Here is a 26,349-nt window from a genome sequence, read left to right on the forward strand (position 1 = left end):
GCACTTCACCCATCGGATCGAGTTTCGCGTCAGCGCTCGCATCGGAAGCCGAGCACCTTCTGACAAGAACGTCTCACAGAATCGAGAATCTGGCAAGGATTCATGCCAGATGGCCCCGGACCGGTTAAGACGGTCGGTCAGGATGGTGGCGGGGTAGCCAGGAGGGGGTCAGGAGGGCGATCGGGAGGATGGTGGCACCCAGTAGAGCGACAGTCGTCGGCATCGAGAGGTAGTGGGTCGCGGTGGCGGCGAAGGCGAAGACCGCGAGGGCGACCACCTCCGAGGCGAGGCCGGATACCGAGGTGACGGTCGCGCGGGCCGGGCCCGCGATGACATCCTGTAGCCGCGCTCCCGCCACCACACTGGCGTTGTAGACGATCCCGTAGGAAACACCGATCGCGGTGAAGCCAACGCAGGCAAGGACATACACGGCGCTCGGCCAGCGGACGGCCAGACCCGCGACAAGTGCGCCGCCGACGAACAGCAAACCGCCGACCCCTACCGCGATCGCCATCGTCCGCCCCGCCATCCCCTCGGTGCGCCCGGCCGACAGCGAACCGATCAACGAACCCAGCACCGTGACTCCGACCAGCAACGGCACCACGGCAGTCGAGACACCGACCGACTCGGCGAGCAGGGCGAAGTACTCGTCGAACGCCGTAATCCCGAACAGCAGCGCCCCGAGCAGCACGCCGTTGCGCACGGCCCGCACCCGAATCGCCTCTGCGACACCGGCGCGCAGCATGGTCAGATACTCGGCGAACGGTCCAGGCGGCGCTTGCGACGAGGCATGTTCGCCCAACACCGCGGCAGTCGTCGATTGAGCCGAATCACGCTCGGCGACATCTCGTTCCAGGTCGGTGATGTCCGTCGCACACGCCTCCTTCGACGCCGTCGGGATATCGACGCCGGGCGCGCGGCTGTATCGACGCGACGAGGTGGGCGGATCGTCCTCGGTTGCATCGTCTTCCGGGTCGTCGACGTCCGCTGCCGACACCACCTTCGGCGCGCTGGGCAGTGCCAGGGCGATCAAGGTGTGGATCGCGGCGACCGCGACGCTGGCCCAGCCGAGCAGGGCGTAACCGCCCCAGATGTACAGGGGCGTCGCGGCGACGATGGCGATCACGACCGCGGCTTCCGAGGCCGCTCGCGCGTAGCCGACGATCCGCGGGTAAGCAGCGCGCTCGCCTTGTGCGGCGAGCTCGTCGTAGAGCAACGCCTCGAAAGTTCCGGACTGCAACGCGCCGGAGACACCCCACAGGACGAAGCCCGCCGCGAAACCGGGGTAGGCCGGGATAACGGTCCATGCCGCGAATCCCGCGGTGAGCAGCACGCCGCTGAGCACCAGCAAGGCCCGCCGCGAAACCGTGTCCGCCCAGGCGCCGGAGGGCACCTCCAGCAGGAAAGCGGTGGTCGACCAGATCGCGAACAGCGACGAGATCTGCCCGGTGCTCAGCCCGTGATCGGCGAACAGCAGGGCATACAACGCATACAACGGGATGAGGTCACCGATGCCCTTGAAGAGCACGACCCGGACCGTGAGCGCGTGCAGACCGCGATCGTCGACGCGCCCCGTAAACCGGGCACGTAGCGACCTACCAACTCAACAGACGTACAACAGCAAGCGCATACAGCCGAGCCTTGTCCCCACACTGCGCCCCCGTCAAGCGATTAACAGCCGAAGCGGCTCGGCATCACCGATGCCGTACTTCGGGTGGATCGCCCGCGCCGCTCCGACGGGACGGCACTATCCGAGTGGCAGCCAGCCGTTGGCGGTGTGGCGGTCACCGCCGCCGAGTTCGCGGTCCGAGACGCCGGGGCCGACCCTGCCGTGGTGTTCGTTGAGGTCACTGATGAGGTCGGCGACCGGGTGCGAATCGCTGTAGTGGTAGCCCTGGGCGAGGGCGAATCCGAGTTCGGTGAGGACCGCGGCCTGGTATTCGGTTTCCACGCCTTCGGCGATCACCTGTAGGTCGAGCGCGCTGCTGAGGGCCGCGATCACGCCGAGCAGCGGCGGGGCGGGGGAATCCGAGCGGATCGCGGCGACGAAGGACTGGTCCACCTTGATTATGTCGCTCGGCAGGGTCGCCAGCCTGCTCAGCGAGGAGTAGCCGGTGCCGAAGTCGTCGATGGCGATGCGGACGCCACGCTCACGCAGCGTGTGCAGATTGCCGATAGCCGTTTGGGATTCGGCGGCCAGTTCGCTCTCGGTGACCTCGAGTACCAGCTGATGGGCGGGCCAGCCGGTGCTGGCGAGGATGCCTGCCACCCGGTCGGCGTAGCCGGTCTCGGCGAGCTCGAGGCCGCTGACGTTCACGTTCAATGTCAGATCGAGGGAGGCGAAGGTCTCCTGTAGTCGGGCCGCGTCCGCACAGGCCCTGCGCAACACCAGCTCGTCGAGATCGGAGATGAGGTCGTATTCTTCGGCCACCCGGATCAGGCCCTCGGTGGTGACATCCGGCTGCGCGCTCGAGGTCCAGCGCAGCAGCGCCTCCACACCGACCGCCTTACCGCCGCCCTCGGTCAGGCTGACGATCGGCTGGTAATGCACGTCCAGCGCGCCACGGTCGATCGCCTCGCGCAACTCGACGGCCAGCGGCAGCTGCCGCGAAGACTCGAGCACCGTCCGGTTGCGACCGGCCTGCTTGGCCCGGTACAGACCGACATCGGCGCGACTGACCAATAGCGAACCCGACTCCCCCGGCTGCCATGAGGTGACACCGGCGGAACATCCGGTGGTCACCGCGGCGCGCAGCTGCTCGGTCAGCAGGATCGCCGCCTGTTCAGTGGTATTCGGTAGCAGCAACGCGAAGGCGTCGCCACCGTAACGGGCCAGCCGCTGATCGGGTGCGAGCAGCTTCGACCAGGTGTCCGCGACACGCTGCAACACCGCGTCGCCCGCACGATGGCCGAGGTGGTCGTTGATCTTCTGGAAGCGGTCGAGGTCGACGAGGACAAGCGCGAGACCCTGCCCGCTGCGGGTCGCCTGCTCGATGGCGGCGTTCAGCGCACGATCGAAGCCACGCCGGTTGAGCAGACCGGTCAGCACATCGACGTCGGCTTCCGAGGCCATTCGGGTCAGGACGCCGACAACGACACCGACACCGAAGGTGACACCGGCCGGGATCAACCCGGACCACCACGGCAGGCCGGGAACGACGGGCCGGGCGGGCAAAACCCACAGACACAACGCCATCGCGAAAGCGATATGTGCCAATGCCTGTGACCAGGCGAAGAACAGTGCCGCATCGCACGCGACGAAGACATAGAACGAGGCGAGGCTGATCGCGCCGACCGTGTTCGGGAACGAATGCACCGCGATCGTCACCAGGACTGTCGCGATGGCGACATACCCGTGGTGAATGGAATGCGGCAGTCGCGGGCCCCACGCGAGCAGCGTGAGTCCCAGCGTCAGCGCAATCGCCGCAGCCGTACCGACCAGCGGTCGATTACCCTCGTCGCCCGGCGCGATGGCAGTAATAACCAGGCCAAGCACACCACCCATGACGTAGAACGCCCCGGTGGTCCGAGCCATGACCATAGCTGTCGCCAGCGCCGATGCCGCCCGCACCCGGGTTCGGGTATCGCCGCGCGCCCCGATTCCTCGCACGGCAATAGCCTAGAGGCAAGGATTCGCAGTGGTTGCCACATCCCGTGAATCCGGCATGGCGAACCGGTGGCTATTTACCTGACCGCAATATGAACCGGGCGATCAGGACGGTCGCAACACGTCGGTTCCGACGAACGGAACCAGCGCGGCAGGCACCCGAACGGAGCCGTCTGCCTGCTGGTTGTTCTCCAGAATCGCCACGATCCAGCGAGTAGTCGCCAGTGTGCCGTTCAAAGTGGCTGCGATCTGCGGCTTTCCGTTTTCGTCTCGATAGCGCACCGACAGCCTGCGGGCTTGGAAGGTGGTGCAGTTCGAGGTCGAGGTGAGCTCACGGTAAGCCTGCTGGGTGGGCACCCATGCCTCGCAATCGAATTTGCGCGCCGCCGAGCTGCCGAGGTCGCCCGCCGCGACATCGATGATCCGGTAAGGCACCTCGACAGCGGCGAGCATGTCCTGCTCCCACGCCAGCAGTCGCCGATGCTCGGCATCGGCCTGGTCCGGGGTCGTGTAGACGAACATCTCGACCTTGTCGAACTGGTGTACCCGGATGATGCCGCGGGTGTCCTTGCCGTAGCTGCCCGCCTCACGACGGAAGCACGACGACCAGCCCGCGTACCGCTTCGGGCCGTCGCTCAGATCGAGGATCTCGCCCGAGTGGTAGCCCGCGAGCGGCACCTCCGAGGTACCGACCAGGTACAGATCATCATCGGCGAGATGGTAGACCTCAGCCGAATGTTGACCGAGGAAACCCGTGCCCGCCATGATCTCCGGCCGGACGAGCACCGGCGGAATCATCATGCTGAAACCGTTGGCCATCGCACGTTGCGCGGCCAATTGCAGCAGACCGAGCTGGAGCATCGCGCCGTATCCGGTGAGGAAGTAGAAGCGCGCGCCCGAGACCTTCGCGCCGCGCTCCATGTCGATCAGCCCGAGCGACTCGCCGAGTTCCAGGTGGTCCTTCGGCTCGAAATCGAATTTCGTTGGCGTGCCGATGTTCTCCAGGACGATGTAGTCGGCCTCGCCGCCCGCGGGCGCGCCGTCCTGCACCACGTTCGAGATGGCGCGTTGCGCGGCGTCGAGATCAGCGTCGGCGGCGTGCTGCGCGACCTCGGCCTCTTTGACCTTCACCGACATTTCCTGCGCCCGCGCCAGCAGCTCGGCACGTTCCTCCGGGCTCGTCTTGCCGACCAGCTTGCCCATGGCCTTGTGTTCGGCACGCAGGTTATCGGCGGTGGCCACCGCCGCACGGCGCGCGGTGTCCGCTTCGAGCAGGGCGTCGACGAGGGCGGGGTCTTCGCCACGGGCGCGTTGCGAGGCACGGACCGCGTCGGGGTTGTCCCGCAGGAATCGGAGGTCGATCATGGGTGACCAGCGTAATGGGCCGGGTATTGCTGATTCACCCCGATATCCCACGATGCGGGCCTGCGGGCGTCTCGCGCTCTGCGACCGGTTGCCGCTCAGCGTTTTCGGGGCATCGGCGCGATCTTCCTATCCGCCTTCCGCCGCCGATGATCACGCGCCTACCGTGGCCCACCGACCAGGTCGTAGCACCGACGATCAGACGCTGCCATGATGGATCGCAATGTCCTCCGATGATGTGCCTCAGCCCCCGCAGGCGCCCGAGCGCCCCTCGGGTGACAAGTCGTCGCGCCTCGGCTCGTTCCCACGGTCGCTCGATGCCGCTCGCGAGACGCTGACGGGTGCCGACCTGCACCTATCCGCGCCGACCATGCGCTGGGGGCTGCTCGCCGTCGCGGCGGGCGCCGTCATCGCGGCCATGGTCACGCTGTTCGTGACCGGGTTCGACAACGAGAAGGGGCTGGAGGCACACACTCCGGGAAAGCCGGGCGAAACCGTGCTCGACAAAGAGTTCGGCACCGCGGCCGAGGGCGATTGCCTCAGCTGGACCAGGCAGGACCGCGGTGACCTGGTGAAGGTCGCCTGCTCGAACAAGCATCTGTTCGAGGTCGCCGCCGATATCGACATGAGCAAATATCCGGGCAAGGAATTCGGCGCTGGCTCGCGGTTCCCTGATTCGCTGCGGCTGACCGAGCTCAAGGAAGAGCACTGCGTCCCCGCGGTGCAGCAGTACCTGAGCGGGCGCTTCGATCCGCGCGGACGCTACGTCGTCGGGCTGATGTACCCGAGCCCGGACGGGTGGAAGCACGGTGACCGGACGCTGCGCTGCGGGTTGCAATACTCGGGAAGCACCGGCACGCCGCTGCCGTCGGCGGGCAACGCCGCCGAGCACGATCAGTCGAAGGTGTTCGAGACGGGGACCTGCCTCGGCATCAACCAGAACCTGCCGACCGATCCGGTGGACTGCGGACAGGCACACGCCGTCGAGATCGTGTCCACCATCGACCTCGCCGCGCGGTTCCCCGGCGCCCCGCCTGCCAAGGAGGAACAGGACAAGTTCGTCGAGGAGGAATGCTCTCGCTCCGCCGGCGACTATCTCGGTTCGCCCGACCAGGTCCGCAACAAGACGCTGACGCTGTTCTTCGACTATCTCGATGCCCGCAGCTGGCTGGCGGGCAGCCGCAAGCTGGACTGCATGATCGGCAAAGGCACCGACCGTGAGGGTTTCGCCCCGATCACCGGCTCGGCGAGGGGCGAAATCCTGATCAACGGCCAGGCGCCGGTACCGCCGCCGAACTCGGGTCGCTCGACGCCGACGCCGCTGCCCGGCGCGGCGCCGCTGCCGCAGCCGCGCTAGGACCTCCCGCGACGATGTCGGTAACCATGTCCGAGAACCGGTTCGAGGAACTGGTCGGTGATGCGCTCGACCTCATTCCGCAGGAGCTGGCTCGAGCAATCGATAATGTGGTCATTCTTATCGAGCCTCGCAATTCGGAAGACCCGCGACTGCTCGGCCTCTATCACGGGATCGCGCTCACCGAACGCGACAGCCATTACGGCGGAGCACTTCCCGACACCGTGACGATCTACCGCGACGCGATCCTCGAGATCTGCGACGATGAGAGCCGAGTCGTCGAGGAAGTGGCGATCACCGTGATCCATGAGATTGCACACTATTTCGGGATTGACGAAGACCGGTTGCATCAGTTGGGATGGGGCTAGTCTTTTACGCAGCTGTGTGGGACTGGAGCGCAGCTGTTGCGACAGATAGAAAATTGGGGATTCGATGGAACCGATTGCGTGGCTGTCGCGTCCTATCACTCGTAGGGGGAATTCTCGTGGTTCCGCCCAGTAGCCGCCACTAGAAGGAGTCGAGTCATGTTTGGTGTAGACATCTCACCCGAAGCCGTCCTGGCCGCAGCGCTAGAGCTGGATCTGGTCGCCGACCGCCTCGCCGCAGCGCACCTTGTCAGCGCCCCGGCGACCCATGTCCTCCCATCCGGGATGGACGAGGTGTCGCTGCTTGCTGCCAATCACTTCAACCGGGGCGCGTTGAGCCACGACCAGGCCGTCGCCCAGGCCATCCTCGAGTTGCACCACGCCGCCGCCACCCTGCGCATGCAGCTGGCCACGCACGTCGGCGAGGACATCTTGCGGTCGAGCGTCATCAAGGCCACCGAGATGACCATCGGGACCTAGGCACGCGGACAGCACCGACTCAACGGACAAAGGGGAGAAACAAGCATGACCGCAGGAATGACCGGGGTGTTCTGGCTGCCCCGCATGGCAGAAGTGAACTCCGTCGCGCTCAACGCCGGTGCGCACGGCATCCCGATCTCGGCCGCGGCCACCGCGTGGGGCGGGCTGACCGCTGCATGGATCGACGCGACCACGACCGCCGTTCGAGTAATGGCCGAGTTGGGCATCGGCATGCAGGGCGTCAACGGCATCGCGGCGCTCAGCAGGCTCGCGGGCTTCACCGGATGGGCCGAACAGCAGAGTGTCATGGCGGCGACACTCGGCGCGAAGGCCGTCGCGAACGCGACCGCGTACACCGTCGCTTCGTTGGTCATGCCCAGCCTGCCGGAGATCGTGGCGCTCAACACGGCCCGTGCCGCGTCACACACCACCGGTGGCGTGCTGCGCGGTGACGGTGAGGCGCTCGAGGCGGCCAAGATAGCGATGGACATCCGTGCGGCACTGACCATGGAGACCTACGAGGCGGCAACCACCGCGACGGTGGCCACCCCCGGCGAGTTCGTGCCGCCGCCCGCGATCGCCAACGGCGCGGGCACCGCGGCGGGTGCGGGGGAATCGGCATTCGGAGCTGGTGACCCGGTTTCCTCCGCGATCGCAGCGGCAGCCGGGTTCGTGAACAACCCCGGCATCGCGGGCGCCGCGACGCAGGCGGCGAACGCTATCGGCGGGGTGGCAACCTCGGGTGTCAGCACGGTCGGCAGCATCGGCGCCAATGCGATCTCGGCCGTCACCAGCGCCGGAACGCCCGCGATGGGCGGCATGGCCGCGCCGATGTCCATGATGGGCGGCGGCGCTGCGATATCCGCCGCCGCGGCAACCAGGTCCGCGACTTCCACCCCGAATCGCAACGAATCGTTCAAGGTCCCCGAAGGCTGGGGTGCGGGCGCTGGCGCGGTCGTCGGAGCCTCACCTGCCACCCTCGCGGCGTCCGAACCGATGAACATGGCGCGCATGGACGCCGCGCCGGTTCGTCCGCCAGCGTCGCCTAGCAGCCCGTTGATGGGCAATCAAGTGCGCGATGACGAGGAGGAAGCCGACCACAAGTCCGCCGAGTACCTGCGCACCGATCAGTTCAACGACGGCCGCTTCACCGCCGATGGCGTCATCGGCTCGAACACCGCCGGGACGGGTAAGTGACGGTGCTCGGAGCGGGCCACGGCCCGTCGATGCTCGCGGCGGTTGTGCTGTCGCTCGACGAGATGCAGTTTCTCCAAGAGAAACTGGAGATCGACGAACTTCCCGTTGTGCTCCAAGCGATGGGAAGCTACGACAACGTGACCGACCACGATGCCGCGATGGCCGTGGCCGCTCAATCCCTCACCGATCGGGAGCTCCTGATCGGTGATGCGGTACACCAAGAACTCGAAGACCGGCTACGAACGCTGTACCGACCCCACTGGGTGGTCGCGCTGCGCCTGTTCGTGGAAGGCAACGCGAGTCGCATGTGCCTTGCGAAGGGTGACGACTTCGTCGCCGTCGCCCTTCGCGGGCCGCTGTCATATGTCATCGACCAGGTCGAGGACGACCTGCCCGGCCCGATCATCTCGGCACTCGGGCCTGCCGAGCCACTCGAGCTGACCGGTATGCGAGCCGAGACCGAACAGCTCGCACCGGTTTTCGACGACACGGGCGACGCCAAGGCGACTGCCGCCAGGCTCGCCAAGGTGGGTAATCCCGCCAACGACGCGCAGGCGATCGCCTCGGCGATGGTGGAGATCCATTCGCATGCCGAGATTGTCGGCGTGATCTACGGCGACGGCACCAAGGACTACGCCGAGAACCACATCGCCGTGTTCAACACCAGGGGCGGCCGATTCATCTCCACCGCAAGCGTTTCCGATGACGGCACCAAGTGGACGTCGCTGAGCAGCGGCACCACGGGCCGGTTACGCACCGCGTTGCAGAACTTGATCAGCGAGTTGCCGGAACGCGAGGACTTCCCGCGCAACCCGGCCCTGACCTGATACCCCGGCGCGATCAACCCATCGGATCATCGGCGGTCGGTGAGACCTGGTAGGCGAATGGGGGCGTGAAGCGCCCCCAGCGGATGCACTCCCAGCCACCGACGGCCCGCGGCACCAATTCGATGGTCTCGGTGTTGTCGAGGTGATTGTTGGTGGTGAACGGCGGCGCGACCCCGCTGAGGGTGCGCGATACCAGCCGCATGGCAGCGCCATGGATGACCAGCAGCACGTCGCCGTCGGAAGGGTCCGAGACCAGGTAGGTGGTACGGAGCGTCTCGATCACCGGCAGAAAGCGAGCGAGTACTTCGTACCCGGACTCACCGCCCGACACCCGCTCCGAAAGATCACCTTCGTGCCAGGCCCGGTATACCCGCTGGAAGGTCTCGTGCGCCTCCTGAGTTCCGAGGCCCTCCAAGTCGCCGACCTGCACCTCGTGCACACCTTCGAGCACCACGGCGGGCACACCGGTCACGGCCTCGATGTAGCCGGCGGTCTGTCTGGCGCGCAGGGCTTCCGAACAGAACAGCGCGCGCGGTGGCGCGAGCAAACTGGAGCCGAACGTCTTCGCCTGCGCCGCACCACGTTCGGTGAGCGGGAGCCCCGGCAGCTTGGTGTCGAGGATCTTGGCGACATTGCCTTCGGTCTCGCCGTGCCGGACCAGAATCAGCTTTCCGCTCATAGATCCGCCACCCCCTTTCGTAGCTGGGCCAGCCATTCGGCGGCCGCCTCGTCCGACGGCGGTGGGGTCCCTATCGCCGAGGTCGCCGCCCACGAGCCGAGGAACCTGATCCGCGCGGTGCGATGCAACGCCTTGAGCGCCTCGGCCACCGCCGCGTCGTCGATGTGTCCGACGCAGTCCAGATAGAAGCGGTAGGTACCTAGGCCCGTTCGGGTCGGTCGGGATTCGATTCTGGTCAGATCGATACCGCGAGTGGCGAATTCGGCGAACGCGCGCATCAGCGAGCCGGGTTCGTTGGGCAGCTCCAGCACGATCGACGTGCGGTCGGCGCCGGTCGCGGGCGGCGCGACCCTCGGCCGGGTCACCAGGACGAATCGGGTGATCGCCTGCTCATGGTCGGCCACCCCTGAAGCCACCGCCGCCAGCCCGAGCCGCGCACCGGCCAGCGCGGTCGAGACCGCGGCGTCGGCATGACCCGCGACCACATCCTCGGCGGCGGCGGCATTCGACGCCGAGGTGTACACCTGGGCGTTCGGCAGGTTGCGCGCTATCCAAATACGCACCTGCGCCGCGGCCACCGGATAAGCCGCGAGCGTCTGAATATCGGCGAGGCGGGTGCCCGATGCGGCGAGAATCGTGAAGGTGACCTCCAGTTCGGTTTCGGCGATGATCTGCAGGCGCGGGCCGATCGCCAGCGAATCCAGGGTTGCCGAGATGGAACCTTCGACCGAGCTCTCGATCGGCACGACCGCACCGGCGACGTCGCCGGACCGAATGAGGTCCAGCGCGGCCCCTTGGCTCGGCGCGGGAACCCGCTCGACCGGCCAGTCGAGGGCCTCCGAGGATTCGAGCTTGGCAAGGGCCATCTCGGTGAAGGTTCCCGACGGTCCGAAGTACGCGATTCGCGGCACGATTACGACAGTACTTGCGGTTGCCGGTGTGCCGGAAAAATTTGGCGGACTGGGAAGTTATGTTCACCTGGCGCTCCCCGCCGCTTCCGGTCTTTCGGGCGACGGTCAGGCGCTGGCCTCGACCGTCGCGGCCCGGTGGCCAGGCGGCACGCTCCGGCCCCCGCGAATCGGGTGCGAGACCCGTGTACTCCCGAAACCGGTTGTCACCTAGGCGAATCCGTGCCGGCGAGTGGTGAAAGGGACCGGATCACCTCGTCCGGTTCTTCGGTCTCGATAGCGAGCAGGACGGTGCGAAAAGCCTCGATCGCAGGAGGTTTCAGCGCGGTCAGGAAGGCGATGTCCGGGGTGCGGAGGGCGGCGCGAATATCCTCACCGCACAGGGCGGCCACAGTTGCCGCGACGATTGCCAGGGCCCGATCGCCGTTGGCGGTGCGTGCGATGAACCCGGTATCCGCGTGTGCGACCTCGGCGAGAAAATCGGCGATCTCCGCATCGGGAACATCCACATCGACGGTACGCGCCACCAAGTTTCGATCTCCGGATCCGACGGCGCGCACCAGACCCGCCGCCAGGCTTCGCCGGGCAGGCGCCGTCAACGAGATCAACACCGGTTCTCCCGATCCATCCGCCATCCCTTCACCGTAGCGATGGCCGTTCGCGGCTAACTCCCAGGATCCGGCCGACGCGAAAGCTTGCGAAACAACCGCTCCGTGACTTAGCTTAGGTTTACCTAATTTAGTCACGCGAAGCGGGGCAACGCCGAGTACTGGAGGTCTGCATGCCGAACCCGACCGTCGCACCATCCACCGCCGAGCGGGTTCGCAGCGCATGCGCGCATGCTGAGCAAGCGGTACTTGCGATGCCGGGCATCGATCCGACCCCGGTTTCGGTACATCATCTGCGGCAATGCGGTGATGCGGTGATCGCGGTGCCGACCGCGTCGATGGCCGCGGTGCTCGCGGCGAATTCCGGCGACGCGGGCGCGCCTGCGGTGCTGGAGCTCACCGACCATTCGCCGCTGACCTTGCGGGAGCCGGTACGGGCCCTGGTCTGGTTGCGCGGCTGGGTGCGCACGGTCCCGAAACAGGCGCAACGCGCGTTGGCCTCCGAGGTGGCCGCGGACCTTCCACATCCCGGCCTGCTCGACGTAGGACACACCGCGACCCTGCTGCGCGTGGTGATCAACTCCGCGGTGATGGCCGACTCGACCGGCGCCGAATCCGTCTGTGTCGACGAGCTTCGCCTCGCCGAGCCCGACCCGTTCGGCGAGCTCGAGTCCGCATGGCTACAGCACATGGACGCCGACCACGCGGATGTCGTCGCGCAACTCGCCCGCCACCTGCCGCCGCGCCTACAGCGCGGCTCGATACACCCGCTCGCCATCGATCGATACGGCCTCACCCTGCGCATCGAAGGCACCGACGGCGACCACGACTTTCGCCTGCCCTTCAACGCACCGGCCGAGGACATCGAATCCTTGAGCCGCGCCGTCCGCACGCTGGCAGGCTGCCCGTTCCTCAACGGGTTGCGCCGCATCTGAAGCGCGCATTGCCCGCGCACGGTGCCCTGGCAATAGATTCGAGCCCATGAGCGCTGCTGAATCGGTTCCCACCTGGGACAGGCCCGAGCCGAAGGATCGGGAGCGATTCGCGATCAAGCTCGAGATCGCGGTGGTTCTGGTCGTCACCTTCGGGCTGAGCGGGCTCAATGCCGCGCTCTCGCTGATCGAAAGCGCACTCTCACCCGGTGGTGTCCGTGGACAGACCGTCGCGCTGAATCCGTCGCGTGCCGCGCAGTCGACGATCGACCTGCTGTTTCAGCTGCTCGGGGTTTTGCGGCTGGCCGGTTGGGCCGCGCTGGGTCTGTACCTGTTGTGGCGCAGCGGGATCGGGCCGCGCGTGGTCGGCCTTGCGCGGATACGGTGGCGTTCGGACGTGCTGCCCGGGCTCGGGCTCGCGGCGCTCATCGGCCTGCCCGGGCTCGGCCTCTACCTGACCGCGCACGCGTTGGGCGTCAGTGTCACCATCGTGCCCAGTTCGCTCGGTGATCATTGGTGGCGACTGCCCGCACTCATCCTTTCCGCGTGCGCGAACGCGGCGGCCGAGGAAATCCTGGTTGTCGGGTACCTGATCACGCGGCTACGCAAGCTCGGCTGGTCGGAGAACTCGTCGCTGCTGGCCTCCGCACTGCTGCGCGGCAGCTACCACCTGTACCAAGGCCTGGGCGGCGGCCTCGGAAATTTGGTGATGGGGGTGATCTTCGGCCGCTACTGGCAACGCTCCAATCGCCTGTGGCCGCTGATCCTGGCCCACGCCACCATCGACACGGTGGCCTACATCGGCTACACCCTCTTGCGCGGACATGTTTCTTGGCTGCCGTAACCAAGTTCGGTCCGTTAGCGAATTCAATAGGGAGCGCCGATACTCGGCCGCTCACGATCGGTGCTGGGTAGCGTCCTGCGCCGCCCGAGGGGATTCCGAACAGACACACCCGCATCGACCAGCTCCGCCGTCCGAACCGATATCCGGCCGCCGCGAATCACCCCGCGCGGCCCCTGATCAGTAGAGTGCCTAGTGATGAATGGCGACGACCCCCAGCACAACGCACGGACGCGCCGGGTCCCGCCACCACCCGGTCGGCCCGGTGAACCGCCGACCCCGCGACCGCAGCGGCCCGAGCCACACCCGCCCAACCCGCGCAGAGGCGAGCCTCAGCATCGCGGAGCGCAACGGCCGGAGCAGCCACCCATCGAATCCACCCACAAAATGCATCGCGATGGGCCGCCGAGCTACGCGCCGCCCCTGGCCTACTCCCAGGTCCCACCGGAACCGGCCGGACGGCGCATGCCGCCGTCGATGAGAAAACCGCCATCGGCGTACCAGCCGACCCAGCAGCCGGTTCCGTATCACGATCCCGCGCAGCAGCCTCATGCACAGCGACCGCGCCAATACCGGGAACCACCGCCGCCGCCGCCCGCCGCGCCGCCATCGCGCAGGGACCGCGGGGCCGAGCCACCGCGCAAGCGCCGCAAACTACATCTTTTCCGCTGGTTCCTCGTCCTGCTCGTGGTGCTCGTCGTTGCAGCCGTCGCGGGGGTCATCAAGCTGGACAACTCGCTGAACCGGATCGACGCGCTACCGAATTACGCCGATCGCGTCGGCGACACTCCCGGCACCAACTGGCTGCTGGTCGGTTCCGACGGCCGCGCGGGCCTGACGCCCGAACAGGAGCAGGAGTTGGCCACCGGCGGCGAGGTCGGACCCGAGCGCACCGACACCATAATGTTGGTGCACGTCCCGAAGTCGGGACCGACCACGATGGTCAGCCTGCCGCGCGATTCCTACGTCGGAATCCCCGGCTACGGCAAGGACAAACTCAACGCCGCCTTCGCTATCGGCGGCCCGCAACTGCTGGTGCAGACCGTCGAGATGGCCACCGACGTACGGATCGATCACTACGCGCAGATCGGCTTCGGCGGCTTCGCCGGCATCGTCGATACCCTCGGCGGCATCGATGTCTGCGTGCCCAAGCCCATCGACGATCCACTGGCCGGTATCAACCTGGCGGCGGGTTGCCAGCGGCTCGACGGACCGGAGGCACTCGGCTTCGTGCGCAGCCGAGCCACCGCGCTCGCCGACATCGACCGCATGAACAACCAGCGCTTGTTCATGGCTGCCCTGCTGAAGAAGGCCACGAGCGGCGCCACCCTTGCCAACCCGTTCAACCTGTGGCCGCTCGCGCGTGACACCGCGAAATCCCTGAAAGTCGATGACGGCGACCACATCTGGAATCTGGGGCAGCTCGGCTGGGCGCTGCGCGGTGAGACGGTGACGACCACCGTCCCGATCGGCGGCTTCGACGATACCGACAGCGGAAACGTGGTGCTGTGGGACAAGAGCAAGGCCGGCCTGTTTTTCGATGCACTGGCCAAGGACCAACCGGTCCCGAAGGATCTGCTGACGAGGTAGCGTCGGGTTATGCCCGACTCCGACGTCGACCAGCCATTCCCCGACCTGCTGCGCGCACAGATCCGCCACGGGCTCACTGCCGCCCAGCAGTACCTCTCCGCCGCGGTGTATCTCGATTCCGATCGCCTGCCGCAGTTGGCCAAGTACTGCTACGGCAAGTCCGACGAGAACCGCGCGCATGCATTACGCATGGTCCAGTACCTGCTCGATCGCGATATGGAAGTCCAGGTAGCCGGGCTGAACGAGGTGCGGGCGAGCTTCGAATCCCCGCGTTCCGCCGTCGCTTTCCTGCTGGACTCCGAGCGCACCAGCGCGAAGCAGATCACCGCACTCGCCGATGCGGCGCGCACCTCCGGTGACTACCTCGGCGAACGGTTCATCCAGTGGTTCCTCAAGGAACAGGTGGAGGACGTCGCGGGGATGACCACCCTGCTCAACGTTGTCGACCGTGCCGCGGGCGATCTGTTCGACGTCGAAGACTTCATCTCGCGTGAACTGCGGGCGGCCCCGCGCGCCGATCTGACAGCCCCCAAAATGGCAGGAACTGCAAAGAATTAATTAGGCAACACTAGCCTCAATAAGGTTGCACTTGGATGACATGCGGGCTGACCAGCGCTAATGTCGCTGGCATGTCCAGCCACCCGGAGTCCCCACGCAGCAAATTCCACGGCCTGCTCCACGACCAGATCCGGCATGAATTCAACGCCGAACACCAATACATCGCAATCGCGGTGTGGTTCGATAATGCCGACCTGCCACAGCTGGCCAAGCGCTTCTATGCGCAGGCGGTCGAAGAGCGCAATCATGCGATGATGATCGTGCAGTACTTCCTCGATCGGGATATAAGCATCGACCTTTCCGGTATCGATAGCGCGAAATCTCAATTCGAGAATGTCCGCGAACCGATCGCGTTGGCGCTCGCGCAGGAGAAAGCCGTCACCGAACAGATCATCCAATTGGCGAGCACCGCCCGCGAAGAGGGCGACTACCTCGGCGAGCAGTTCATGCAGTGGTTCCTCAAGGAACAGGTCGAGGAGGTCGCGAACATGACGACACTGCTCACCATCGCCGATCGCGCCGGGTCGAACCTGTTCGACCTCGAGGATTTCATCGCCAGGGAAATGAGTGGTCCGAGCGATACTTCCGGCGCCCCGTCCACCGCGGGCGGCTCGGTCTAATCGAAAGTATCTGCCAACCGATCAGGCCCAGCTCGCCACGACGAGCTGGGCCTTTCGCTGGTATATCGAGGGCGGGTTTCGAATAACTCCGCCGTCAATGTTCTGCGAGATGCTTATGAGGCACTCAGCGAGCTGAGCAGAGTCTTGAGCAGTACGAGGATCGCGTCCATAATGTTCCCTATCTTCCTCATCAGATCGGTGAGGTTGTCCTCACCACCACCATCTTTCGGTGATAAAGAGAACCTAACCGAGCCTGATTAGAAATGAGAGTGTTTCACAAAATTCTTTCGAGATATTTTTCGATCATCGCAAGGTGATCTGACGCGAACGCAAGCCGTCGCGCGAACGACGCTCATCGGCCGAAAGCGGCGCATCCTTCGCAAGCGCCTCCGACAGCCGCGCACCGAACTCGATGGCAGGCTTGGTCCATTCTGTGGCATGCAGTTCGGGATCGAGATCGAACACCGGAACCAGCAGCCCGTGCGTACGGAACGACCCCGCGAAACGCGAACCTTCGCCGAGGTGCAGTCCGCCCGCGGCGTGCAGCCTGGCCAGCGCGAGCATCAGCGCATCCTCGTCCTCCGGACGGACCCAGCGCACATGCGCCTTCTCGCCCGCATCGACCCACCAGGCCGCACCGATCGAGTCGGCGCCGAGCTCGAGCCGCGCCGACGGCATGATCGCCTTCTTCGCCTGCACGATGGTCGCGGCGACCTGCGGATCGGGAGTTACGCCCTCGGGCACCCACCAGTCGAAGTCCTGATGCACAGTGAGCTCGAGATCGGCGCCGGGATCGATCACATCGGCCAGACTCAGGCCACCATCCACGCTCTTCGCGGCGGCCAGCGACTCGCCGGGCTCCGCGGACTGCGTCCACAGAATGGCGGCCGCGAGATCGGAAGCCGGGTCGACGTCCTGGAACTGGACCTGCACACCGACGTAACCGGTCGGCTGATCGCCCGCGCGCACCAGCGCGGCGACCGCACCGGGCAGCACCGTTGCCAGCACCACCGAACGCTCGGCCGCGACACCGGGCGACAGCGTCAGCGTCGCCGTCGCCGACGGCACGAACTCGCGTAGCGCGACAAGATCGCACTCCGCGGCCAGCCCCTCGAACGGGCGCGTGACACCCTGTCCCGACTGCTCCAGCGCCTCCCGCCGTTCGGTGAGACGCTGCGCCCGGTTGCCTCCGGGCTTCGGACTATTCCGCTTGCTCTTACCCACGGCGCACAAACTACAGTGTTTGATTTGCAGCGCCTGCGGCTGTGCTTGTTTGGCGACGCCTGCGGCGTCGCGTGTTCGCGGCCCCCTTGGTCTCGTGTCCGAGCGTCCGAGACTCGCGCCTGCGGCGCATGCGCTTCGGACGCTCGGACACGAGACGGGCCGCGAACTCTAGTGCTCGGTCTCGCTTCGCTCGGAATACGGGGTCGTGCCTATTGGGGGCGGCGGTGGCGATGGTCGTGACCTTGCGGACACGCTCGGCCAGTGGTGTTGCCGGGCATGGTTGTTTGTGGGACTGGTTCTCGCCGTTTCGGGATGTGCTTTGCCTGCTTCGGGGCGAGACGGGTGACGGGCTCTGAGCTGGAAGCCGGGGCATGCCAATTCGCGGCGGCGATGGCAATGGTCGCGAGACTGGATGCTCATCTATCGCGCGGTCATAGATCGGTGACCGGCGGGCGGGGGGCGCACGTAGGGTGTCGAGCCTTCAAGCGTCGGCGAGTAGGGCCTTGGTGCGGGCGGGGTGATTGGTGGCTACCCAGCTGACGCCGAGGTCGGCGCAGAGGCGGACGTCGTCGGGTTCGTCCGCGGTCCAGCAGTAGGTCGCGCGGCCCGCGGCGGCGGCTTTGTCGACCAGATCCGGGTGTTCGCGAAGGGTTTTCACCGATGGTCCGACGGCTGTGGCGCCGACCGTGGTCGCCGCGCCGCCACCGAGGTAGCGCGATGATTCGCCGAGCAGCACCGTCGGAAGCAGCGGAGCGGAACGGCGGATACGCCATACCGCGGTGGCCGCGAAGGACATCACCACCGCACGGGAGTGGTCCGCGGAAGCCGGTGCCGCGATACCGAAACGCTGAAGTTCCGCGAGCAGCTTGTTCTCCACCAATGCGCCGTAGCGGACGGGATGCTTGGTTTCGATGAACAGCTTCGTCGGCCTGCTACGCCAGTCGAGCACCAGCTCGATCAGTTCGCTCAGGGTGAGCACTTCCGCTGGTGCGCCGTCGATTCCGAAGTCGAGAGCCTTCAGCTCGGCGAGGGTCATCTCGCTCACGAGGCCGGTGCCCGACGAGGTCCGATCGACGGTGCGGTCGTGCACACAGACCAGGTGACCGTCCCTGGTCAGCCGGACATCACACTCCACGCCGTCGGCGCCCTCCTGGAGCGCAAGCTCATACGCGGCGATCGTGTGCTCGGGTCGCGCCGCCGAGGCTCCCCGGTGCGCGACCACGAACGGTGCGCGATTGCCCTGGCTCACTTGGCCACAACCTCCTCGTGCTCACGATTCATTGCACTGCTGTCGTCATCCTGATCCTCGACTGCACCGGTATCCACAGCACCACGCTCCGTTGAACTCGCGGAACCGAGCCGATTCGTATTGGCCGCACCACCTGGGTACACCGGTTCGATGACCGGCACCCGGGGATCGACCGCCATCACCCAGCGGCGCGCGATCCTGTTGTGACCGAACAGATCCCGGCCCTCGATCATCCGCATCAGCCACAGGGTCAGCAAGGCGACACCGACGGCGGTGGCGTCGGTGAACGCGGTGAACATCACCCCGTCCGCCTTGGCCTGCAAGGAATCCGCGGTACGCCACAGCAGCGCGGCCGCCGCGACGATGCCGCCGAACACCCAGGCGCACCACCAGATCCGAATCGCACGAAGCACCCGCGGGTCGGCCGGTCGATCCGGTGCGGACACCGTCACGGTCTCCATCAGGAAGACACCGGGCCACACCAGATTGACCACCGGGATCAAACAGCCGAGGCCGAGGGTGCGCACCGATCGCGGGTCACGCCGCCCGGACCGCTGATAGGCAACCCGCCGCGTTTCGATCAGCCAGCCGAGCATGCCCAACGCGGCGGCGAGCGCGACTCCGAGTCCGAGCAGAGCCGAAAGGTAGAGCAGGTAATCGGAAACCGTCAGCAGCAGCGGATTCACCAACCTGGTGCGGTTGCGCAGCAGAATCCCATATCGCCCGAGTTCGGCGAGGCAGGCAAAGGCGAACACCGCCGCGGTGGCTACCAGCAGGGTGTCGACCCGCTCCGCGAAGGCACCGAGCGGGCGCCGTCGTTCGGCGGCGGGCACGATGCGCTGATCCGACAATCCCCAACGCGGCATCTGGGTGTAGCGCGGGGTTTCGACCGGCGGACCCGGGCGGCTCGACGCCGATGATCTGCGGGTGCGCTGGCCGGGCCTGCGCGCCACCCAGCGGTAGTTACGCCGTTCGGCTGGGGCGTCGATAGGGGCGGGCGAGAGCAACACGCCTCGGCAGCGCGGGCACCAGTGCATGGGAGTCGTCTGCACGGCCCAGCGAGCGCCGCAGCGCGCACAAGGTTGCACCACCGTACTCAACCAGTGCCTCCTTTCGGCATTCGCGGCCGTCCGTGGTTATCCAGGCTGCCGACTCCGGGCCTGATGCTCATGTACCGAGCACCTCGGCTCTTTCGTTCAGTAGATCTTTGCCTGGTGCTCGCCATCGGCGACCAGCGGACGACCCGATTGCTGCCATGCCACCATGCCACCGTTGACCTGCACCGCATCGAAACCGATGTGCGTGAGGTATTTGACGACCTCCAACGAACGACCACCCTGCCTGCAGATGACATAGAGGTCGACGTCGTACTCCAACTCATCCACCCGAGCAGGCACGTCGACCATCGGAATGTGGATCGCGCCCGGCGCGTGCCCGAGCCGCCATTCGTCATCCTCGCGCACGTCCAGCAGGATCGCCTGTCCTGCTCGGCTCTCGGCGGTGTCGTCGAACTCGCCGGGCACGGCTTCCACCGGCACCGACGGGACCTCGGGGCTCGTCACTCTTCGATCCTGCCATGGGCGCCGCGCTGCCGGGGAGTTGTGGGCTCCCGCTGTACCGGCGACCGCCCCGCTACGACGCGCGGAACGGGCTCGACATCGGTCGGCTACCTCGGGTATGTTCTGTCCTTCCGGATCCTGCCGAGCACCCCGATATCGGGGTGCTTGTGCATATCTTTGTCAGAGTTATCCACATAATCCACAACTCTATCCACAGGCATCAGCTATCACACAGCACACGCCTCGCAGCTCGGACCTATCAGGAAATCAGCTGGTCCACTCGATCCAAGAGCGTCGCGGCACTGAATTCGCACCAATCGACCCCCGCCCAGCAGCCCCGTGGCGAACCAAAAGATACGAATAACCGATCCGAGACTCCCCTCCTGGCTATCCCGGAGCGGTCATTCGCCGCACCTTCGGGGCCAGCGGCTGAGCCGGTCCCGATAACTACTTGGACGGTGCCAGGGTCGATTCGGTTCCATAAAAACGAGAACACTAGCGAAAAACTGAAATACCGGGTTCCCGCAGGTGCTGTCGGTAGCCTGGATGCATGAATGTGAGCAGGGGGCTACTCGACGGATGGGACACGGCCGGGCTCAACACCGCTCTGTCCGAGGCCACATGCCTAGGACTGGAGGTTGACGAGGCGGGTCGTCGATTGAGTCTGGAATTGGAGGCGTTGACACTTCCGCAGGAAGGACCCGCATCAGATCGGGTGCGGCTGACATTCACCGGCGTGAGCAGGGTCGCCGCCTCGATGCGCATTCAGCGCTGGGACGATCTCGCTGCGACAGTGCTGCCCTTGCAGCTGGACGGGCTGGACGAGGGCATCCGCAGTTTCGGCGGTGGACGCCTGCACGGCTGGGAGTTCATCGATGTGGACGACAGCGGCTGGGCGCTGTGGAGCGAACTACTCAGCTTCGACACCAAGATCGGTGACGAGATTGCCGCGCACGTGTTGGAGTTCTCCCAGGAGGAGGGTATCGATCCGCGCGAGCTGGACGTGCGCGTGTGGTTCGACAACATGTCCATCCACGACAAGAGCGGCCGTGAGATCCCGCTACCGGAGTTCATCGCCGGCGGTAAGCGCTGGTGGAAGGCTCATGACGAGGGCGATCCGCAGACCATGCGCCCCGGCATCGTGCCGCAGCTCTGAGCTCGGGCACCACACCACCGCACATCCATACCGCACATCCGATCACGGATGTGCGGTATTTCGTTCAGCCGCAGCTCAGGCGCCCAGACCCACTGGGCAACTCACGCCGGTCGCGTGCACAGGACAGTAACCGCCGGGATTCTTGGCCAGGTACTGCTGGTGGTAGCCCTCCGCGTAGAAGAACCCGGACAGGTCGGGCAATTCGGCGATTTCGGTGGTGATCGCGCCGTAGCCCGCCGCGGCCAGCCGCTCACCATAGGCCTTCGCGGTGGCGTGCGTAATCGCCGCCTGCTCCGGACTCAGCGTGAAAACGGCTGAGCGGTACTGGGTTCCACGATCGTTGCCCTGCCGCATACCCTGGGTCGGATCGTGATTCTCCCAGAACTGCCGCAGTACACCGGCATAGTCGATCACGTCGGGGTCGAACACGATCAGCACTGCTTCGGTGTGCCCGGTCCGCCCACTGCACACCTCCTCGTAGGTCGGGTTCGGTGTGTAGCCGCCGACGTAACCGACGGCGGTCGTATAGATACCGTCGAGCTGCCAGAACTCTTTCTCCGCACCCCAGAAACAGCCCATCGCCACCACCGCGACCCGCATATTCTCCGGAAACGGCGGATAGATCGGATGCCCGTTCACGTAGTGCCTCTCGGGCGCGACGAGCGGCTCACCCCGGCCGGGCAAAGCTTGGTCCTGCGACACCATGACCGGCTGCGGAAGGCGTACCCGCCCCACTAGTTCGTCATACCAGGACATGCTTCGATGCTAGCCGCCTCCCGGAGTTCTCGGTCGGCAAGTTGGACGCCGACAGCTTGCGGTCCGGGTCAGCGGGTATGGCTCGGTAGGAGGTCGCCCGTTCCCGACGAGTTGTCCTATGTGCTCACACAATCAGCAGTTACGTCAGCAACCAGGAATGTAGGGGGCACAGGGTGAGGTTGGACCGAGCGGGTGTACGAATGATGGTTGAGTGTGCTCGAAGACGAGGGCGCACACAGCCCGACACAAGGAAGGGACATCGTGGCTGACTACACGTTGCCAGATCTGGATTACGACTACAGCGCTCTGGAGCCCCACATCTCCGGGCAGATCAACGAGATCCACCATTCGAAGCACCACGCCGCTTACGTCGCAGGGGCCAACGCGGCGCTGGGGAAGCTCGAAGCGGCACGCGAGGCCGGCGATCATGCCGCCATCTTCCTGAACGAGAAGAACCTGGCCTTCCACCTCGGCGGCCATGTGAACCACTCCATCTGGTGGAAGAACCTTTCCCCCAACGGCGGCGACAAGCCGGTCGGCGACTTGGCCGCGGCGATCGACGATCAGTTCGGTTCGTTCGACAAGTTCCGCGCGCAGTTCACCGCCGCGGCCAACGGCCTGCAAGGCTCCGGCTGGGCAGTGCTCGGCTTCGACACCCTCGGCCAGAAGCTGCTGACCTTCCAGCTGTATGACCAGCAGGCCAACGTGCCGCTCGGCGTCATCCCGCTGCTGCAGGTCGACATGTGGGAGCACGCCTTCTACCTCCAGTACAAGAACGTCAAGGCGGACTACGTCACCGCGTTCTGGAACGTCGTGAACTGGGAAGACGTCCAGGACCGCTTCGCGCGCGCCACCGGTCAGGCCAAGGGCTTGATCTTCGGATGAGTCTTTGACAGCGCCGAAGGCGCTGTCGAACACCAGCCCGCAGTCGGATTTCCGCTGCGGGCTGGTCTGTTTTGTCCGGTTAGCACTCTTTGGTACTTGTGTGCCAGGTGATTCGTAAGCCATTCTCAGGAGTCCACGTACGAGGACGGGCAAAGCCGCCCCCGGGTTCCATGACGGGAGGCACCATGCACACGAACGGACCGATCGGCATCACGCCGTTCCAGGCTCGCGGATCGTTGCGGGGTTTCGTTATTTCCGGCCGTTGGCCGGATACCACCAAGGAGTGGGCACAGGTGCTCGTGCTCGCGGTGCGGGTGGCGACGATGCCCGGATTGCTCACCACTTCGACCGTGTTCGGCGTGCGCGAGGATCTGCCAGACGACCCACAACCCGGCACGGTGGGCATGGTGCTCGCCGAGGGCCCGGTACTCGGCGCGGAGGCGCTGGCTCCCGGCCGGTTTGCCGGTCATGTGCCCACGGCCCTGCTGATGCTGCATCCGCCCTCGGAAACCCGCCCTTCGCTGCCGGAGTGCGCGGGCGCGGCATCGGGCTGCGTGCTGCTGCCCGGCGTTCCGCATCTCGGGCTGGAGCATCGGGCGGCCTGGGTGGAGGCCGAGTCCGACGGCACGATCACCTCGCTGATCAGCCGGGTCGGACTCGATCCGATCAGCGATCCCGACACCGCGGTTCTGGCTATGCTGCTCGCCGCGTGAGGGTAACCGAAACCTGCCACGTGGATCGCCAAACTTATTGTGCGCATTGCGATTTCGACAACAGCAAGTTGGCACACAAGTAGCGGGCCGGGTACAGTCGATGATAACGAAGGGGAGTAGCCCCCAATCATGCAGTCGACATGCTGACTTGTGGCCACACAATGGCGCGGGTCCGGTTGTGTGAACCGGTATCGGTCCGGTGGGCGAGACCTTCGGCCTAGACATCAATTTCGTTGTCGGCCGGAGACATACCCCGATCTCCCGGCAGGCAGGCCGAAGACCCGGGAGTACACATGATCGCCACGATATTGCTGAGCGTCGGTATCGTCTTCCTCGCCGAACTCGGCGACAAATCGCAGCTGATGGCGCTGACATTCGCGCTGCGCTACCGCTGGTGGGTCGTGCTCGGCGCTATCGCGTCGGCGACGGCGGCGGTACATCTGATCTCGGTCGGCGTCGGATTCTTCCTCGGCGCCTCGCTGCCGACCCGGGCGATCTCACTGGTCGCCGCGATCACCTTCCTCGCCGTCGGCCTGTGGACCCTGCGCGAACATTTCGGTGACCAAGACGTAGACGCCGAACCGAAGCCGCCGAACTCGACCAAGGCGCCGTACTTCGTGGTGTTGTCGGCGTTCCTGCTTGCCGAACTCGGCGACAGGACCATGTTCGCGACGGCGGCGCTCGCCACCGACAACAGTTGGGTCGGGGTCTGGATCGGATCGACCATCGGCATGGTCGCGGCCGACGCGCTCGCGATCGGGGTCGGGATCCTGGTCGGCAAGCACCTGCCGGAACGGGTGATCGGCATCTGCTCAGGATTGCTGTTCCTCTACTTCGGCACGGCGACCCTGCTCGCGGTAATGCTGCCCGGACTCGGTGTCCTCACCGGCGCGACACTTGCCGCGGTCGCACCCGCCCTCGCGGGCGCACTGTTGCTGGCCAGGTCACGGCGTCGCCCGCAGATCATCGGTAGCCACAGCCACCTGTCCATTGAGCGCGCCGACGAATTGCAGTAGTAGCGTCTGCGGGCCTTCCAAGCTCAGCACATTGAGGCAGCTCAGATCCGTGACAGTGATACCGAGGCGCGCGGCAACCGCCGAGTGGAAGATGACCGTGCGCGTCGCCTGTATCCGCAGCTCTGCCTGCAACGAATTCAGAGGCTGGCAGCGGAAGTGCTGCTCAGGCGCGCACCGCGCCGTGCTCGATCATCGCGTTCCCGTACAGATCACCGCTACGGCGAACCAGCTCCAGCAGCGGTTCACGCAGCGCGCGAAGCCCGTCCAGATCGTCGGCCGCAATTCGAGCGGTGACCATCGCGCTGACCGCGGCGGCGAGGGTCTGGCAGGCGAAGCGTTGCTGTTCGGTGCTCGCGCCGAGGACATCGGCGATCAATGTCACGAACGATTCCTGGAGCAGGGCACGACGGGCTACCGCCGTGGAACCCACCGCGTAGACCTCGACGAGGAACAGCCTGGCATAGGCGGGCTCTTCGGCGAGGCCGTCGAGGTAGGCACCGAGAATGCGGTCCATCCGGTCGGGATCGGCCGGCGGTCGGGATCGGTCGATCTCGCTCGCCGCTGATGGCGGTGCGGCGGCATCCGCGATACGCGAGAGCGACCGGTCGACCGCTCGTTCGTAGGCCACCTCGAAACAGTCTTCTTTGGAGCGGAACTGCTCGTAGAAGGTCTCCCGAGACACTCCCGCGCGTTTGAGCACAGCGGCGACCGACGTTCCGACATAACCGTTTTCGGCCATCGCCTCGGCCATCGCGTCCAGGATCCGCTCGCGCTGCGACGCGATCACCTGCTCCCTCGGCAAGCCGTGGCGACCACGAGGAAGTTGGCGGGCGGCGGCGGCCGGTTCGGTCATTCGGCGGCTCCGGTGTTCGATCGCTCCATTGTGCGTGGTCGCGACGGCTGGTCCGTCGTGCAGGACGCCTCCTCGGTTCGCGCGATCTCTAGCGCTCGGGCGACTCCGCGGCGCAGGGCGATATCGATGAGGTGCTGGGCGATCGGCCGCAACGGCAGCGCCAACGCCACCCACCACGGCGAAACCACCTTGCGTTTGCGGCGGGCGATAGCGCGTTCGACGGCATCGATCGCGGGCCCGAGCGGCGCGACACCCGAGACGGTGGACCGGCCGAGGATTGCCCTTGCCGCGGCGGTGCCGAATCCGCGTGTGGTCATATCGGTGTCGAGTTCGGCGAAGTAGGCGATGCCCACTTTGGCACCGGTATGCCTGATCTCGTTGCGCAACGTGTTGCCGAGCACCTCGACCGCGGCCTTCGACGCGCTGTAGGCCCCCGCAAGCGGCAGGTTCACCGCGGCCGCGAGTGACGAGACGATCAGCACGTAGCCATCCGGATGGCAGATGTGCGGCCCCGCGGCGCGCAGCGTGTAGTAGACGCCGAGCACATTCACGGCGAGGGTTTCCTCCATCACCGTGGGATCGCCGCCGATCAACGCCAACTGCCGCGCCACCCCCGCATTGGCCACCACCACGTCCAGCCCGCCCAGCTCGCTGACCAGTGTTGTCACCACCCGCTCCACCTGCGCGGAGTCTCCGACATCGCAGTAACGCCATGGCGCATCACCACATTCGTGCGCCGCGTCGGCGAGCAGATCCGCCTCCAACCCGAGCAGCGCCACCTTCGCCCCGCCCGCGTGCAACTGCCGAGCCAGCGCCGCACCGATCCCCCGTGCCGCACCAGTAATGAGGATTCGCCGCCCCGCGACAGACGCGGACGAGAACACGTTCATGTTCCGACGGTACCACCAACGAACATAAATGTTCGCAGATATTTCCAGGTGCGAAGGTGCCGTGATCGGGCTATCACCACGCACTGACCGGGCGGGCGGCGGCCTTCGCTCGGCCCGGCG

At 66.0% G+C, this 26,349-nt stretch carries 27 protein-coding genes; 14 read left to right on the forward strand and 13 right to left on the reverse strand.

Annotation, left to right across the window (positions count from 1 at the left end; translation table 11 throughout):
- Positions 1 to 124: 124 nt before the first annotated feature.
- From ACLMAJ_RS15650 to serS, 3 genes are all read right to left on the reverse strand, one after another.
- Positions 125 to 1,528, reverse strand: coding sequence for an MFS transporter (locus ACLMAJ_RS15650; RefSeq protein ID WP_412014379.1), 1,404 nt, complete (start codon positions 1,526 to 1,528; stop codon positions 125 to 127).
- A 219-nt stretch (positions 1,529 to 1,747) separates the two neighbouring features.
- Positions 1,748 to 3,610 (reverse strand): putative bifunctional diguanylate cyclase/phosphodiesterase, encoded by a 1,863-nt coding sequence (locus ACLMAJ_RS15655; protein WP_412014380.1) that lies wholly within the window; start codon positions 3,608 to 3,610, stop codon positions 1,748 to 1,750.
- A 102-nt stretch (positions 3,611 to 3,712) separates the two neighbouring features.
- A complete protein-coding gene (gene serS / locus ACLMAJ_RS15660; RefSeq protein ID WP_412014381.1) occupies positions 3,713 to 4,972 on the reverse strand; it encodes a serine--tRNA ligase in 1,260 nt (419 codons plus the stop codon).
- A gap of 220 nt (positions 4,973 to 5,192) precedes the next feature.
- Between serS and ACLMAJ_RS15665 the strand changes: the two genes are divergently transcribed.
- The 5 genes from ACLMAJ_RS15665 (at position 5,193) to ACLMAJ_RS15685 (ending at position 9,192) form a co-directional block, all read left to right on the forward strand.
- Positions 5,193 to 6,326: a septum formation family protein gene (locus ACLMAJ_RS15665; protein WP_412014382.1), complete on the forward strand. Its 1,134-nt coding sequence runs from the start codon at positions 5,193 to 5,195 to the stop codon at positions 6,324 to 6,326.
- A 14-nt stretch (positions 6,327 to 6,340) separates the two neighbouring features.
- Positions 6,341 to 6,691: a metallopeptidase family protein gene (locus ACLMAJ_RS15670; protein WP_412014383.1), complete on the forward strand. Its 351-nt coding sequence runs from the start codon at positions 6,341 to 6,343 to the stop codon at positions 6,689 to 6,691.
- A 156-nt stretch (positions 6,692 to 6,847) separates the two neighbouring features.
- Positions 6,848 to 7,168, forward strand: a complete 321-nt coding sequence (locus tag ACLMAJ_RS15675; RefSeq protein ID WP_412014384.1) for a PE family protein — start codon at positions 6,848 to 6,850, stop codon at positions 7,166 to 7,168.
- Between the two features lie 45 nt (positions 7,169 to 7,213).
- Positions 7,214 to 8,365 carry a PPE domain-containing protein gene (locus ACLMAJ_RS15680; protein WP_412014385.1) on the forward strand — a complete coding sequence of 384 codons (1,152 nt, stop codon included), beginning with the start codon at positions 7,214 to 7,216 and terminating at the stop codon, positions 8,363 to 8,365.
- Complete coding sequence (locus ACLMAJ_RS15685; protein WP_412014386.1) at positions 8,362 to 9,192, forward strand: ESX secretion-associated protein EspG; 831 nt, start codon at positions 8,362 to 8,364, stop codon at positions 9,190 to 9,192. The genes ACLMAJ_RS15680 and ACLMAJ_RS15685 overlap by 4 nt, the downstream gene beginning before the upstream one ends.
- 13 nt (positions 9,193 to 9,205) lie before the next feature.
- On the opposite strand, the gene ACLMAJ_RS15690 is transcribed toward ACLMAJ_RS15685, so the two are convergent.
- The 3 genes from ACLMAJ_RS15690 to ACLMAJ_RS15700 form a co-directional block, all read right to left on the reverse strand.
- Positions 9,206 to 9,871 (reverse strand): histidine phosphatase family protein, encoded by a 666-nt coding sequence (locus tag ACLMAJ_RS15690; RefSeq protein WP_412014387.1) that lies wholly within the window; start codon positions 9,869 to 9,871, stop codon positions 9,206 to 9,208.
- Positions 9,868 to 10,782, reverse strand: coding sequence for a prephenate dehydratase (pheA, locus tag ACLMAJ_RS15695; protein ID WP_412014388.1), 915 nt, complete (start codon positions 10,780 to 10,782; stop codon positions 9,868 to 9,870). The genes ACLMAJ_RS15690 and pheA overlap by 4 nt, the downstream gene beginning before the upstream one ends.
- Before the next feature lie 203 nt (positions 10,783 to 10,985).
- Positions 10,986 to 11,414, reverse strand: a complete 429-nt coding sequence (locus ACLMAJ_RS15700) for a hypothetical protein (RefSeq protein ID WP_412014389.1) — start codon at positions 11,412 to 11,414, stop codon at positions 10,986 to 10,988.
- 146 nt (positions 11,415 to 11,560) lie between these two features.
- Here ACLMAJ_RS15700 and ACLMAJ_RS15705 point away from each other — a divergent pair, with 146 nt between their 5' ends.
- From ACLMAJ_RS15705 to ACLMAJ_RS15725, 5 genes are all read left to right on the forward strand, one after another.
- Complete coding sequence (locus ACLMAJ_RS15705; protein WP_412014390.1) at positions 11,561 to 12,322, forward strand: DUF2470 domain-containing protein; 762 nt, start codon at positions 11,561 to 11,563, stop codon at positions 12,320 to 12,322.
- Positions 12,323 to 12,368: 46 nt separating this feature from the next.
- The gene (locus ACLMAJ_RS15710; protein WP_412014391.1) at positions 12,369 to 13,163 is read left to right on the forward strand and encodes a CPBP family intramembrane glutamic endopeptidase; all 795 of its coding nucleotides are present in this window, start codon (positions 12,369 to 12,371) and stop codon (positions 13,161 to 13,163) included.
- A gap of 195 nt (positions 13,164 to 13,358) precedes the next feature.
- On the forward strand, positions 13,359 to 14,750 hold the full coding sequence (locus ACLMAJ_RS15715) for an LCP family protein (RefSeq protein WP_412014392.1): 1,392 nt from the start codon (positions 13,359 to 13,361) through the stop codon (positions 14,748 to 14,750).
- 9 nt (positions 14,751 to 14,759) lie between these two features.
- Positions 14,760 to 15,308 (forward strand): ferritin, encoded by a 549-nt coding sequence (locus ACLMAJ_RS15720; protein WP_412014393.1) that lies wholly within the window; start codon positions 14,760 to 14,762, stop codon positions 15,306 to 15,308.
- 71 nt (positions 15,309 to 15,379) lie between these two features.
- Positions 15,380 to 15,928, forward strand: coding sequence for a ferritin (locus ACLMAJ_RS15725; RefSeq protein WP_412014394.1), 549 nt, complete (start codon positions 15,380 to 15,382; stop codon positions 15,926 to 15,928).
- A 303-nt stretch (positions 15,929 to 16,231) separates the two neighbouring features.
- Here the strand turns inward: ACLMAJ_RS15725 and ACLMAJ_RS15730 are convergent, their stop codons facing one another.
- From ACLMAJ_RS15730 to ACLMAJ_RS15745, 4 genes are all read right to left on the reverse strand, one after another.
- Complete coding sequence (locus ACLMAJ_RS15730; protein ID WP_412014395.1) at positions 16,232 to 17,152, reverse strand: DUF5926 family protein; 921 nt, start codon at positions 17,150 to 17,152, stop codon at positions 16,232 to 16,234.
- Positions 17,153 to 17,633: 481 nt separating this feature from the next.
- The gene (locus ACLMAJ_RS15735) at positions 17,634 to 18,401 is read right to left on the reverse strand and encodes a glycerophosphodiester phosphodiesterase (protein WP_412014396.1); all 768 of its coding nucleotides are present in this window, start codon (positions 18,399 to 18,401) and stop codon (positions 17,634 to 17,636) included.
- Positions 18,398 to 19,492 (reverse strand): DUF4328 domain-containing protein, encoded by a 1,095-nt coding sequence (locus ACLMAJ_RS15740; protein WP_412014452.1) that lies wholly within the window; start codon positions 19,490 to 19,492, stop codon positions 18,398 to 18,400. The genes ACLMAJ_RS15735 and ACLMAJ_RS15740 overlap by 4 nt, the downstream gene beginning before the upstream one ends.
- A gap of 105 nt (positions 19,493 to 19,597) precedes the next feature.
- The gene (locus ACLMAJ_RS15745; RefSeq protein WP_412014397.1) at positions 19,598 to 19,963 is read right to left on the reverse strand and encodes a rhodanese-like domain-containing protein; all 366 of its coding nucleotides are present in this window, start codon (positions 19,961 to 19,963) and stop codon (positions 19,598 to 19,600) included.
- 547 nt (positions 19,964 to 20,510) lie between these two features.
- On the opposite strand from ACLMAJ_RS15745, the gene ACLMAJ_RS15750 reads away from it, so the two are divergent.
- The gene (locus ACLMAJ_RS15750; RefSeq protein ID WP_412014398.1) at positions 20,511 to 21,116 is read left to right on the forward strand and encodes a hypothetical protein; all 606 of its coding nucleotides are present in this window, start codon (positions 20,511 to 20,513) and stop codon (positions 21,114 to 21,116) included.
- 75 nt (positions 21,117 to 21,191) lie between these two features.
- Here ACLMAJ_RS15750 and msrA read toward each other — a convergent pair whose 3' ends face one another.
- Positions 21,192 to 21,872, reverse strand: coding sequence for a peptide-methionine (S)-S-oxide reductase MsrA (gene msrA, locus ACLMAJ_RS15755; protein ID WP_412014399.1), 681 nt, complete (start codon positions 21,870 to 21,872; stop codon positions 21,192 to 21,194).
- 261 nt (positions 21,873 to 22,133) lie between these two features.
- Here msrA and ACLMAJ_RS15760 point away from each other — a divergent pair, with 261 nt between their 5' ends.
- The 3 genes from ACLMAJ_RS15760 (at position 22,134) to ACLMAJ_RS15770 (ending at position 24,486) form a co-directional block, all read left to right on the forward strand.
- The gene (locus ACLMAJ_RS15760; protein WP_412014400.1) at positions 22,134 to 22,757 is read left to right on the forward strand and encodes a superoxide dismutase; all 624 of its coding nucleotides are present in this window, start codon (positions 22,134 to 22,136) and stop codon (positions 22,755 to 22,757) included.
- A 185-nt stretch (positions 22,758 to 22,942) separates the two neighbouring features.
- Complete coding sequence (locus ACLMAJ_RS15765) at positions 22,943 to 23,470, forward strand: peptidase (protein ID WP_412014401.1); 528 nt, start codon at positions 22,943 to 22,945, stop codon at positions 23,468 to 23,470.
- Between the two features lie 293 nt (positions 23,471 to 23,763).
- Positions 23,764 to 24,486 carry a TMEM165/GDT1 family protein gene (locus ACLMAJ_RS15770; RefSeq protein ID WP_412014402.1) on the forward strand — a complete coding sequence of 241 codons (723 nt, stop codon included), beginning with the start codon at positions 23,764 to 23,766 and terminating at the stop codon, positions 24,484 to 24,486.
- Positions 24,487 to 24,649: 163 nt separating this feature from the next.
- On the opposite strand, the gene ACLMAJ_RS15775 is transcribed toward ACLMAJ_RS15770, so the two are convergent.
- Positions 24,650 to 25,339 carry a TetR/AcrR family transcriptional regulator gene (locus tag ACLMAJ_RS15775; RefSeq protein ID WP_412014403.1) on the reverse strand — a complete coding sequence of 230 codons (690 nt, stop codon included), beginning with the start codon at positions 25,337 to 25,339 and terminating at the stop codon, positions 24,650 to 24,652.
- Positions 25,336 to 26,229, reverse strand: a complete 894-nt coding sequence (locus tag ACLMAJ_RS15780; protein ID WP_412014404.1) for an SDR family NAD(P)-dependent oxidoreductase — start codon at positions 26,227 to 26,229, stop codon at positions 25,336 to 25,338. The genes ACLMAJ_RS15775 and ACLMAJ_RS15780 overlap by 4 nt, the downstream gene beginning before the upstream one ends.
- Between the last annotated feature and the right edge of the window lie 120 nt (positions 26,230 to 26,349).

Source organism: Nocardia arseniciresistens (genome assembly GCF_046764875.1).
Lineage (GTDB): Bacteria > Actinomycetota > Actinomycetes > Mycobacteriales > Mycobacteriaceae > Nocardia > Nocardia arseniciresistens.